The organism is Novosphingobium olei (genome assembly GCF_037076535.1).
GTDB lineage: Bacteria > Pseudomonadota > Alphaproteobacteria > Sphingomonadales > Sphingomonadaceae > Novosphingobium > Novosphingobium olei.
Window position 1 is genome coordinate 3267509 of record NZ_AP029021.1, and the last position, 12492, is coordinate 3280000.

At 67.3% G+C, this 12492-nt stretch carries 6 protein-coding genes, 1 tRNA gene and 2 rRNA genes (1 of these 9 running past the window's edge); 4 read left to right on the plus strand and 5 right to left on the minus strand.

Translation table 11 applies throughout. The annotated features are described in order from the left end of the window. Positions 1–44 precede the first annotated feature (44 nt). The 3 genes from AACH40_RS15395 to AACH40_RS15405 all read left to right on the plus strand — a co-directional run bounded on the left by AACH40_RS15395 (position 45) and on the right by AACH40_RS15405 (position 2470). Entirely contained in the window at positions 45–995 is a 951-nt protein-coding gene (locus AACH40_RS15395) for a MerR family transcriptional regulator (protein WP_338643162.1), read from the plus strand. A gap of 81 nt (positions 996–1076) precedes the next feature. After that, positions 1077–1700 (plus strand): response regulator transcription factor, encoded by a 624-nt coding sequence (locus AACH40_RS15400; RefSeq protein WP_338643163.1) that lies wholly within the window; start codon positions 1077–1079, stop codon positions 1698–1700. Between the two features lie 8 nt (positions 1701–1708). Continuing rightward, complete coding sequence (locus tag AACH40_RS15405) at positions 1709–2470, plus strand: alpha/beta hydrolase (RefSeq protein ID WP_338643164.1); 762 nt, start codon at positions 1709–1711, stop codon at positions 2468–2470. On the opposite strand, the gene AACH40_RS15410 is transcribed toward AACH40_RS15405, so the two are convergent. Further along, positions 2467–5808, minus strand: a complete 3342-nt coding sequence (locus tag AACH40_RS15410) for a hybrid sensor histidine kinase/response regulator (RefSeq protein WP_338643165.1) — start codon at positions 5806–5808, stop codon at positions 2467–2469. The two genes, AACH40_RS15405 and AACH40_RS15410, sit on opposite strands and share 4 nt — an antisense overlap. 420 nt (positions 5809–6228) lie before the next feature. After that, positions 6229–7482, minus strand: coding sequence for a DUF4010 domain-containing protein (locus tag AACH40_RS15415; protein ID WP_338643166.1), 1254 nt, complete (start codon positions 7480–7482; stop codon positions 6229–6231). Between the two features lie 146 nt (positions 7483–7628). Between AACH40_RS15415 and AACH40_RS15420 the strand changes: the two genes are divergently transcribed. After that, entirely contained in the window at positions 7629–10973 is a 3345-nt protein-coding gene (locus AACH40_RS15420; protein WP_338643167.1) for an acetyl-CoA carboxylase family protein, read from the plus strand. A 10-nt stretch (positions 10974–10983) separates the two neighbouring features. Here AACH40_RS15420 and AACH40_RS15425 read toward each other — a convergent pair. The 3 genes from AACH40_RS15425 to AACH40_RS15435 form a co-directional block, all read right to left on the minus strand. Next, positions 10984–11060, minus strand: a tRNA-Met gene (locus tag AACH40_RS15425). 201 nt (positions 11061–11261) lie between these two features. Beyond that, positions 11262–11376: ribosomal RNA gene (rrf, locus tag AACH40_RS15430) — 5S ribosomal RNA — on the minus strand. Positions 11377–11481: 105 nt separating this feature from the next. Beyond that, positions 11482–12492, minus strand: a 23S ribosomal RNA gene (locus tag AACH40_RS15435); it runs 1782 nt beyond the window's last position.

Below are 12492 nucleotides of genomic sequence, written 5' to 3' on the forward strand. Positions count from 1 at the left end.
AAATCACATTCCAATCGAGGGGTCGCGATTGGGAGCGGGGCCAAATGAAGTTGCAGAGCGGCCCGGGCGACCTGTTCGACCTTGCCGGAGAGACCGGCTTGTCCCCCGAACTCCTGCGCCTATGGCAGGTGCACGCGGGGTTTCCGGCCGCCGAACACACCGAACATGGCCGCATGTTCTACCCCGAGTGGCAGGTGCGCCGGCTCAAGCTCATCCGCCGGCTGATCGCGCTGGGCGAACCGCCCTCGCGGCTTTACGAGCTGGAGGAGGAAGAGCTTGCGGTGCTGCTCGACTACCGCACGCGGATCCACGAACAACCGCCGGCCGGGCTGCCCACGACGCGGATCGAAGACTATATCCGCATGCTGTCGCTCAACGCCTTCGCCGATGCGGAATCGGCGATGCAGAGCCATGTGATCGAACAGGGGCTTGAGGATTTCGTGCTGAGCATCGCGGCGCCGCTCTGCAGCGCAGTGGGCATCGCCTGGGAAAAGGGCACGATCTCGATCGCGCAGGAGCATATCTTTTCCGACATGATGGTGCGCACCCTGCGCGCGTGTTCGAGCACGCTGTTCCAGCCGCAGGGCCACGTCAACACCGCCCGCCCGCTGGTGCTGCTGGGCACGCCGCCGGGCGAAGTCCACGTGCTGGGGCTCGCCATGGTGGAAACGCTGCTGCTGTTGCAGGACTGCCGCCCGTTGCACATCGGTTGCGGGTTACCCGAAATGGAGATCGTGCGCATCGCCAGTGAAGTGGGTGCGGACATCGTCGCCATGTCGTTTTCCGCCGCGCACCATCCGATGCGCACGGTGGACGTGCTGGAGCAGATCGACCGGCACTTGCCGCCGCAGATCCATATCTGGGCCGGCGGGGCCAATAGCGGACTGTACCAATCCCTGCCGGCGCGCGTCCGCGTGTTCCGATCGCTCGGCTCGGTGGCCAGCGCGGTCGATGGCTGGCGACGTTCGGTCGAAGGGCTCGCACGCAGCCATTAGGCCTTTGCGGCACCCCCTGCCGGCGATAAGCTGGCGCGCGCGGACCGAACGCCGGCCGCGCATGGGGGAGAGAACGGCGCCTTGAGCGGGACCATCCTGATTGCCGACGATCATCCGCTGTTCCGGCAGGCGCTGGCGCTCGCCGTGACGGCGGTCGCGCCCGGTGCGCGCGTGGTCGAGGCGGGAACGCTTGCCGCCGCGGCGAAGGCGGTGTCGGAAGCCGATGACCTGCGGCTGGTGACGCTCGACCTCAAGATGCCGGGCGCCATCGGCTATTCGGGGATCGCGCTGCTGCACGCCGAAAGACCGCATGTGCCGATCCTGGTGGTTTCGGGCGCGGAGGGCGCCAACGCGGCCGAGGAAGCGCGCGCGTTCGGCGCGGTGGGCTTCCTGCGCAAGGATGCGGACCTGTCCCGGATCGAACAGGCGATTGCCGCCGCGCTGGGCGGCACGCCGGTCGCGCCCAGGAAGGCCGACGCGGTGGAACAGGTGCGCAACGAGGTTGCCGGCCTTACCCCGACGCAGCTCAAGGTGCTGCTGGCCGTGCTCGACGGCAAGCTCAACAAGCAGATCGCGCACGAGCTGGGGATGAGCGAGGCGACGGTGAAGGCGCATATGACCGCGATCATGCGCAAGCTGGACGTGCGCAACCGCACGCAGGCCGCGCTGGTGGCGCGATCGCTGGGACTGGACCTGAGCCGGTAGGCGCCGACGTGGCGGAGCGCACCGTCTATTTCCACGGCATTCCCGGCAGCGGCGGGGAACTGGCCCTGTTCGGCGCCGAGATTGCCGCAAAGGCCGCCGGGTTCATCGTGCCTGACCGGACGCAGGCGGGACCTGCGGAAGCGACGGCGCGGTTCTGCACACTGGCCTCCGCGATCCGCACGCAGGCGGAAGGAGCGCCGCTGCGACTGGTGGGGTTCTCGCTGGGTGCGGCGGCAGCGCTGCGCGTGGCGCCGCATCTTGGCACACAAGTCGTCGGCATCGACCTCGTGTCCGCAGCCGCGCCGCTATCGACGGGAGACTATCTGGGCGCCATGGCCGGCGCTCCGGTGTTCAGGGCTGCGCGGACCAGCCCGCTGCTGCTGGCCGCGATGGTGGGCGCGCAAGGCCTTTTCGCCCGGCTGGCACCGGAGAAGCTCTACGCCGCGCTGTTCGCTTCGGCGCAAGGAGCGGACCTGGCGCTGCGCGACGACTTGCAATTCCGCGCAGGCATGGTGCGGGTGCTGTCCCGCGCTTTGGGACGCGGTGCGCCCGGCTATCGCCGCGAAATCCTCCACTATGTCGGCGACTGGGCGGCCGAGCTGGCGCACGTGTCTCAGCCGGTGCGGCTGTGGCACGGGCGCGCAGACAACTGGTCGCCAGTCAGCATGGCCGAAGCGCTGGCAACGCACCTGCCCCGATGCGAGCCGCCGCGAATGTTCGACGGGCTTTCGCATTACTCTACCCTGCGGCGCTATCTCTCCGAGCGCTAAACCGAGGCGAGAAAGCCTTCGAGCGCCGCCGGATCGACCGGCTTGGCAAAGAACGCGATGCTGCGCCGCTCGGCCTTGCGCCGCAGCGCGGGGTCGCTTTCGGCGGTGACCAGCGCCACCGGCAGTTTTGGATAGCGGCGGCGCAACCGGGTGATCAGTGCCAGGCCGTCCTCCCCATGATCGAGGCTGTAGTCGATCAGCGCGGCGTCGACCTCGCCCGCCAGTGCGAGCGCTTCGGCGATGTTCGAGGCGGCCACCACGCAATGGCCGCTGCTTGAGAGCAGTGCGGTGGTCGCCTCGACGATGGCGGGATCGTTGTCGACGACGAGCACCCGGAGCGGGGCGGCGTGATCGGCCGGAAGGGCGGGTCCATCCCCGGGCGGGAGCGCTGCCATTTCCGGGGTAGGCGCAAGCGCTGGCAGGCTGACGCTGAAGCGGCTGCCGCGGCCGGGGTGCGAGGCTAGATCGAGATCGAGCCCGAGCAGGCGCGCGATCCGTTCGACGATGGCAAGGCCCAGGCCCAGTCCCTCGGCCTCGACCGCGCCGAGCCGGGTGAATTCGGAGAAGATCGCCTGCTGTTGTTCGGTCGGGATGCCGACGCCGCTGTCGACGACATCGATCCGCCAGCGCACGCCGCGCCGACGCACCCCGACGACGATGCCGCCCGATGTGGTGTAGCGCACCGCATTCGACAGCAGGTTCTGCAGCACCGAGCGGAGCAGGCCCGGATCGGTCATCGCCCAGCCCTGCGCGCTGGCGAGGGTGAGCGAGAGGCCCTTCTCCTCTGCCAGCGGGCGCATCCCTTCGGCAATGTCGCGCAGCAGCGGGCCGAGCGCGACCGGTTCGGGGCTGGGCGTGATGCCGCCGGCATCGAGCTTGGATATGTCGAGCAGGGCGCGCAGCAGATCCTCTGCCGCAACGATCGACCGGTCTACGCGGGCCACCAGGGGGCGCTGCGCTTCGCCCACCTGCCGTTGCAGGGCAGTTGCAAAGAGGCGGGCGGCATGAAGCGGCTGGAGCAGGTCGTGGCTGGCGGCAGCGAGGAAGCGGGTCTTTTCGCGCGTGGCTTCGGCAAGGCGGCGGTTTGCCTGTGACAAGGCCTCGGTACGTTCGGCGACGCGCCCTTCCATGTCATCCAGGGTGCGGCGCAGTTCGGCGCGGGTGGCGGCTTCCTCGGTCACGTCGGTGAACGAGGTGAGATAGCCGCCGCCGGGCATCGGGCCGCCGACCGACTTGATCACCCGCCCATCCTGTCGGATCCGTTCCGAGACATAGGGTTGGCGTGCGCGCAGGCGTTCGAGCCGGCGTTCGACCTGCGCTTCGACATCGCCGGGAAAGCCGCCACGCCGCACGTTGTGGCGGATGAGATCGGCCACTGGCACGCCGACGCGGACGAGGCCGGGCGGGTAGCCGAACATCGCCACGTAGCGTTCGTTCCACGCGACCAGCGCAAGATCGGCGTCGATCACGCTGATCCCGGACGGCAGGTTCTCGAAGCTGGCGGCCAGCAGCTGGCGCGAGAAACGCAGCGACTGGCCGCCTTCGTCGAGCAGGCGGGTAACGTCTTCGATGCCGAGTTGGCCGCCCACCAGCGCCGAGGCGACGAGTGCGCGCGCGGACGAGGCACCGACCACGGCCGCGATGAGGTCCTGCGCATGGCGGGCGGCCGAGCGATCGACCGGATCGGCACCAACCGCCGGCGGGAAAGCGGCCACGGCAGCCTCCTCGCCGATGAAGCGGGCGGCGAGCGCGCGCAGTTCACCGACGTTGCGCACCGGGCGCTGCCCCCGCGCCAGGCGGGGCGCGACGAAGCTGCCCCGGCGGCGGGCCGACAGCGCGGACAGCAGCGCGAGATTGGCGGCAAGGCTCCAGACCACGCCGTGAACCAGCGGTGTCGCATGGCCTATCCCGAACAGCCGCAGCGGATCGAGCACGGTGCCTTCCAGCGCGGCGAGCCAGGCGGGCGGAAGGATCGGCGGCAGCGCCAGCGTCCACAGCCAGAGCGCGAAACCGGCGGCCAGGCTGACCCGGCCCGCGACCGGATCGCGTCCGTTGCGCAGGGTGCCGAGCACGAGGTGCGGGGTGAACTGCGCCATCGCGGCAAATGCGACGAGCCCGATCGAGGCGAGCGAATTGCGCGCCGGCAGCAGCAGCGCCCAGGCGAGCGACAGGCCGACGATGCCGAGGATCGCGAGGCGGCGGACCACCAGCATGCGCCGTCCGAGCGCCCCTGCCCGGCCGGCGTCTTCGCCATCGCCTTCGCTGCGCAGCACGGCGGGGAAGATGAGGTCGTTCGACACCATCGTCGCCAGCGCGGTCGCATCGACGATCACCATCGCGGCGGCCGAGCTGAGGCCGCCGAGCAGGGCGGCAACGGTGATCCAGTGGGCACCGACGGCTTCGGGCAGTTCGAGCACGAAAAGATCGGGCGACGCGCTGTTGGGCAGCGCGACGAGCCCGGCGGCGGCAATCGGCACGATCAGCGCGGCCATGATCGCGACATAGGCGGCAAGGCCGAAGCGCGCGCGGGGCAGGTCGGATGGCTGCTGCGCCTCGGCCAGCGCCATGAAGAACTGGCGCGGCAGGACCAGCACCGCCAGCGCCGAGATCAGGCCGATGACCGCAAATTCAAGACTGAGGTGTTCGGGCGCGAAGCGGGTGGCAAGCACGTCGAACGCGGCCGCCCGCTGCAGCGGGCCCGCATCGCGCAGTACGGCGAAGGCGGCGATGCCGACCAGCACCAGCGCGACGAGCTTGATCGCCGATTCGATCGCGATCGAGAACAGCAGCCCTTCGTTGCGGCCGGCGACTTCATAGCGGCGCGTGCCGAACAGGATGGCGAAGAGGGCGAGCACCAGCGAGGCTGCGACCATCACCGGCAGGGCGGCGTCCTGCCCGGTGACCACGACGAAGGCGCTGCCGATCGAGCGCAGCTGCAGCGCGCCATAGGGGACGATGCCGCACAGCGCGATGACGGTGACCAGCCGGGCGATGCCGGGATCGTGGCCGAAGCGGGCAGCGATGAAATCGGAAATGGTCGTCGCGCGCTCTGCATGGACGGCATCGGCAAGCCGGCGCAGGAAAGCGGGCGCAAGAAGCATGACGAGGCAGGGCGCGATGTAGATCGGCAGGTAGTTCCAGCCTTCCCGCACCGCGCTGCCGACCGCGCCATAGAAGGTCCAGCTGGAGCAGTAGACGCCAAGGCCCAGCGTGTAGGCCGCGTGGCGCAGGCGGGGGCGCGCACGCATCTGCGGCGCAAAGGTTTCGACGCCCGCCGCCACGGCGAACAGCACCGCGATGAGCAACAGCGCAAGCAGTGCGGCAAGCGTTGCGCTCATCCCGCCATGCGCCCGTCGGCACGATCATGCAGCGCTGGTTTCGGTGGCCCCATGCTGCGCATCCTTGCGGCGCACGCGCGGGCTTTCAAGCCGGATCGATGCGACCGTGCCTGCAGCGTGCGATTCGGATTGGGGAAGAAGACGTAACACCCGGCGCGGTGCGATTTTTTCGCATCCTCTCCCAAGACCGCGCCGGGCGAACGTCTTTGACGGTGGCGCAACACTATCGCGATTTGGCGTATTGACCAGCAAAAATGTCAGGTGCGTAAAATTCCGCAGCGGTTGGTGCGTTGCCGCCACACCGCCTTTCCAAGATTTTGACACTCCAAGAAACTTTCGCCCTGTTGCGCATGCGTTTGGCGTCGTGCGCCGCTGCGGTTGTTGCGCATTCGCGAACCGGCCCGGCGAATCGCGCCAGCGTCATCCCCGAAGCATGAGGTAGATGACGCCCGCCCCCGAGGCGGCGAGCGTGGCAAGGAGCGGGGTTGCAGCACGCACGCCAGCTCGACCGGGGGCGATTCCCATGGCCATGACCGCCTTGACCAGCGTATTCGCCAGCACCGGCCCTGCCAGCAACAGCCCGGCGCGGTCGTCTCCAAGCGTTCCGGGGGCAAGTCCTGCCAGCGTCATCACCGCAGCATCGACGTCCATCATGCCGGTGAGCGCGAGCACCGCGCCCATTCCCGTGCTGCCGTATCGGGCGAGCGCCCAGCGCGCGATCAGCGAAAACAGCGCGACCATTGCGGCAAGAACCAGCGCCGGCCGGAAATCGAGCGGGTTGCCGAGCTTGACCTCGCCCCCGGCCGTGGCCGCCTGGTGGCGCCAAGCGGAAAGAGCGAACCCTGCCGCGACGAGCGTGGCGGGCGCAAGTGCGAGCGCAAGCGCCGGCAGCACGCGCGGCACCAGCACCAGTGTCAGCACCTGCACGCGCAGGAACATGACGATCGAGGCGATGGCGATGCCCGCGACCAGCGCGCCCTGCGCTTCGGGTTCCGCCCGCAGGCGGCGGGCATAATCGGCGGTGACCGCGGTCGAGGACACGATCGCGCCGGTGGCCGCAACCAGCAGCAGTCCCCGCCGCGTGCCCCAGCGCCGCGCCGCGGCATAGCCGGCGAACGAAAGCCCGGCGACGATCACCACGACCAGCCAGATCCGGTGCGGGTTCCACGCATCGAACGGACCATAGGCGCGGTCCGGCAGAAGCGGCAGCGCCAGCAGCGCGATCAGGAGGAAGCGCGCCGCGGCCTCGATCTCGATGGCTGACAGGCCGACAAGCGCGCGATGCAGCATCGGGCGCGAAGCCAGCAATGCGAAGACGGCGGCCGCTCCGCCCAGCGCCAGCGTGGGCCCCACACGCACCGCCACCATGCCGAGCGCGAGCGTAAGAACCCCGGCGACCGCCGTCGTGGCCGACCGGCCCGGCGCATCGGCTTCACTGCGATAACCGACGACGAGGAGCAAGCCCGCCCCCAGCACGAGCGCCGCAGCGACGCCATCGGGCAGGCAACCGGCAAGCCCGCCGACGAAGCCGAGCAGGCCGAAAGTGCGTACGCCCGCGACGCGCGTACCGGCGGGGCGCAACCGCTGGCTCCACCCGCGCTCCACGCCCACGATCAATCCCGCCAGCGTTGCCGCGGCGAGCGCCGGCCATAGCTGAGCCTCTGTTCCGGTCACGCCATTGCCCCTCCTGCGCCCCCTTATCACCGTCGCGCAATTTCGACGCGTTGAAAGCGCGAGAAGCTGCCTTGCGATGCCATCGCGCCGGGTAAGACTGCACCAAACGGCGCAGCGACGCCCTGATGAGCGGGAAGAGGACAGACGTGGCCAGCAAGGTTCTGATCGCCAATCGCGGCGAGATCGCCATCCGCATCGCGCGGACCGCCGCCGAACGCGGGATCGCAACGGTAATGGTCCACCCGGCGGACGATGCCGCTTCCGCTCACGTCACGGCGGGAGATTTGGCGCGCGAGCTGCCGGGCCAGGGCGTTGCCGCCTATCTCGACCAGGCTGCGCTGATTGCGATTGCGGTGAGCGAAGGCTGCGACCTTGTCCATCCCGGCTATGGCTTCCTCAGCGAAAACGCAGCGTTTGCGCGGGCCTGCGCCGAGGCCGGACTCGTGTTCGTGGGCCCGTCCCCTGAAACGCTCGACCTGTTCGGAGACAAGGCGGCGGCCCGTGCGCTGGCCGCACGCTGCGGCTTGCCGACGCTACCGGGTTCTCAAGAAGCGGTTACGCTGGACGAGGCTCGGGCGTTTCTCGCCACGCATGGCGCGGTGATGCTCAAGGCGCTGGCCGGCGGCGGCGGACGCGGGATGCGCGCGGTCGAGCGCGCGGAGGACCTAGACGAAGCCTTCGCCCGTGCGAGCTCCGAGGCACAAGCGGCGTTTGGTGACGGTCGGCTCTATGCCGAAGTGCTGATGGCGCGGGCGCGGCATGTCGAAGTGCAGGTGGTGGGCGATGGCAGCGGCGCCGTGCACCACTTGTGGGACCGCGAATGCAGCCTGCAGCGCCAGCGCCAGAAGCTGGTCGAAATCGCGCCGGCGATCGGCATTGGCGCGGACGTCCGTGCCGCGATCCTCGACGCGGCGCTCGCGCTGGCACGCGCGGCCCGATACCGCGGCATCGGCACATTCGAATTTCTCGTCGACGCGGATGGTGGGACGGCCCTGCCCTTCGTGTTCATCGAGGCCAATCCGCGCATCCAGGTGGAACACACGGTAACCGAGGAGGTGACAGGCCTCGACCTCGTCGCCACCCAGTTCGCGCTGGCGCGAGGCGCAAACCTCGACGCGCTTGGGCTTCAGGCCGTGGCGGACCGGGCGCCCGACGGGGTGGCGATCCAGCTGCGGATCAACATGGAGACGATCGACGCGCAAGGCCAGGCCCGGCCCACCGGCGGAACGATCGCACGCTATGAAATGCCGACGGGGCGCGGCGTACGCGTCGACGATTATGGTCGCAGTGGCTACGCGCCGAGCCCGCGCTACGATTCGCTGCTGGCCAAGCTGATCGTGCGCGCGCCCGACTTCGCCGCCGCGGTCGCCAAGGCGGGGCGAGCGCTGGACGGCTGCAGGATCGAAGGGCTCGGCACCAATCTCGAACTGCTGAAGGCACTGATCGCGCGCCCGGAGGTGGCGGGCGGCGCCTTCGACACGCGGTTTGTCGAACGCCATGTCGCGGAATTGATGGCCGCTGCAGGGCAATTTGCACCGGCGGCAGGCAGCGCTTCGGATCCGCTTGCCGTGCTTTCGGCGCGCGCCGCCCAGGCGAGGCCGGTTACGACCAAGGCTTCGCCGGTGCCTGAAGGCCATGCCGCGGTGCGGGCGCCGATGGTCGGCACGCTGGTCTCGGTCCTCGTCGAAGTGGGCGATGTCGTGCGCAAGGGCCAGACGCTGGTGGTGATCGAGGCGCTGAAGATGGAGCACGCGATCACGGCTCCGGTCGCCGGGACGGTGGAAGCGGTGTTGCACGCCGGCGGCGATGTCGTGACGGAAGACGCGCTGCTGGCAACGCTGCTGCCGGACGAAGACGCGCAGGAGGAGGATGACGTTCCGGTCGACATCGACACGCACGCGCCCCGCGCCGATCTTGATCGGGTTCGGGCGATGCATGCGCATGTCTCGGACGCCGGGCGAGCGGAGATCGTTGCCAAACGCCATGCCAAGGGCAAGCGCACCGCGCGTGAGAACATCGCGGACTTGTGCGATCCCGGATCGTTCATGGAGTATGGGCCGCTGGTGACGGCGGGACGACGCTACGAGGACACCCCCGATGACGTCGACCGTCGGCTGATCAAGACAGCGTCGGACGGACTGGTGATGGGCATAGGGCGGGTAAATGGCGATGCCTTCGGGCCCGAGCGTTCGCGCTGCGTGGCGATGAGCTACGACTACACCGTGCTCGCCGGAACGCAGGGGCACAAGAACCACGTCAAGACCGACCGAATGCTTGAAGTCGCGCACAACGCCCGATTGCCGGTGGTGTTCTACACCGAAGGCGGAGGTGGCCGCAGCGGCGGTGCGTCACCCGGCGATCCCACCCCGCCCCCGACCACGGTGGGGGGGCTCAAGTACCGAACCTGGGCGCACATGGGCAAGCTTTCGGGTCTCGTGCCGCTGGTCGGGATCGCCAGCGGCTTCTGCTTTGCCGGCAATGCCGTGTTGCTGGCGATGTGCGACGTGATCATCGCGACGCGCGATTCCAGTCTCGGCATCGGCGGCCCCGCGATGATCGAAGGGGGTGGCCTGGGCGTGTTCGCGCCGGAGGAGGTCGGCCCCGTGTCGGTCCAGGCCCCCAACGGTGTCATCGACATCGTGGTGGAGGATGAAGCCGAGGCGACGGCCATGGCACGCAAGTATCTGTCGTACTTCCAGGGCCGGATCGAAAGCTGGCAGGACGCCGACCAGAGCCCGCTGCGCCACGCCATCCCCGAAAACCGCCGCGCCGCCTATGACGTGCGCCGCATCATCGAAACACTGGCCGATGTTGGCTCGGTGCTGGAACTCCGCCGCGATTTCGCACGATCGATGGTCACCGCGCTGGCGCGCATCGAAGGGCGCCCGGTGGGGGTGATCGCCAACAATTGCGCGTCACCCACCGGCGGCGCCGTCGACAGCGATGGCGCGGACAAGGCTGCACGCTTCATGCAATTGTGCAATGCTTTCGATATCCCCGTGATCACCTTGATCGACGTGCCCGGGAATATGGTCGGGCCCGAAGCCGAACGCACGGCGACGATCCGCCATTGCGGCAGGCTCTATGTGATCGGGGCAAACCTGCAGGTGCCGATGTTCTCGGTGGTGCTGCGCAAGGCCTATGGCCTGGGCGCAATGGCGATGAGCGCAGGGTCGCTGGACAGTCCGCTGTTCACGGTGGCCTGGCCAACGGGCGAATTCGCGGGGATGGGGATCGAGGGGGAGATCAAGCTCGGTCGGCGTGCCGAACTGGCGGCCATTGCCGATCTCGAACAGCGCCGGGCACGTTACGAGGAACTGCTCGCCGGAGCCTATGCGTGGTCGAGCGCCGCCAATGGCGCGACGGTATTCGAATTCGACGACGTGATCGATCCGGCGGATACGCGCCAGTGGCTGGCGATGGGACTTGAAGCGGTCGCCGGACGACCGGCGCGCACGGGCAAAGTGCAACCGTGGATCGATACGTGGTGATTTGTGAATCTGGTTGCGGGGGCAGGATTTGAACCTGCGACCTTCAGGTTATGAGCCTGACGAGCTACCGGGCTGCTCCACCCCGCGACACCATGTTTGGGCTGGGTGTGCCAGCCCTTTGGCAGTTTTGTTTTCTGGATCGGCGAGCGATCCAGCGGCGGGCTGCTTTTCCCCGCGCCACTGATGTGTGCGTCGATTGTGACGCAAAAAGGGGCCTTGGAGGGCCCCTTTTGGAGGGCACGAAGGCCCTTGAGATTGTGAATGGGTTTTCTTTGCGTCGGCTTTAATGCCTGGCGACGCCCTACTCTTCCAACGCTTGAGCGTTAGTACCATTGGCGCAGACTGGTTTCACGGCCGAGTTCGAGATGGGATCGGGTGGGTCACAGACGCTATGGTCACCAAGCAATAGAGCCGGCGCAAAGATTTTAATCGATGATACAGATGAGGTTTTGTCCTGGCTGGATACCGCCCATCTGGCAGCCGCAAGGCTGTCATTGATGGTGGGATTCTCAAGCATGAACAGAGTTATTAGGACCGGTTAGCTTCATGCGTTACCGCACTTCCACACCCGGCCTATCAACGTGGTGGTCTACCACGACTCGATGATACCTTATCTTGAGGGAGGCTTCCCGCTTAGATGCTTTCAGCGGTTATCCCGTCCATGCATAGCTACCCTGCTGCACTCCTGGCGGAATGACAGGTACACCAGAGGCATGTTCACCCCGGTCCTCTCGTACTAGGGGCAACTCCTCTCAAGTATCGACGCCCACGGCAGATAGGGACCAAACTGTCTCGCGACGTTCTGAACCCAGCTCACGTACCACTTTAATTGGCGAACAGCCAAACCCTTGGGACCTGCTCCAGCCCCAGGATGTGATGAGCCGACATCGAGGTGCCAAACGATTCCGTCGATATGAGCTCTTGGGAATCATCAGCCTGTTATCCCCGGCGTACCTTTTATCCGTTGAGCGATGGCCCTTCCACGAGGGACCACCGGATCACTATGACCGACTTTCGTCTCTGCTCGATTCGTCAATCTCGCAGTCAGGCAGGCTTATGCCATTGCACTCTAACAGCCGGTTTCCAACCGGCCTGAGCCTACCATCGCGCGCCTCCGTTACTCTTTAGGAGGCGACCGCCCCAGTCAAACTACCCGCCACAGAGGGTCCCCGAACCGGCTAACGGTCCTGGGTTAGACATCAGAAAACAACAGGGTGGTATTTCACCTATGGCTCCACACCAGCTGGCGCCGGTGCTTCAAAGCCTCCCACCTATGCTACACAATTCTTTCCTAATGCCACTCTGAAGCTGCAGTAAAGGTGCACGGGGTCTTTCCGTCTAACCGCGGGTACTCCGCATCTTCACGGAGAATTCAATTTCGCTGAGCATATCCTGGAGACAGTGGGGAAGTCGTTACGCCATTCGTGCAGGTCGGAACTTACCCGACAAGGAATTTCGCTACCTTAGGACCGTTATAGTTACGGCCGCCGTTTACTCGGGCTTCAATTCGGAGCTTGCA

Bases quoted from the DNA above. Each gene is read 5' to 3' on its own strand.
- AACH40_RS15410 (WP_338643165.1), bottom strand. From the start codon at position 5,808: ATGAGCGCAACGCTTGCCGCACTGCTTGCGCTGTTGCTCATCGCGGTG.
- AACH40_RS15395 (WP_338643162.1), top strand. From the start codon at position 45: ATGAAGTTGCAGAGCGGCCCGGGCGACCTGTTCGACCTTGCCGGAGAG.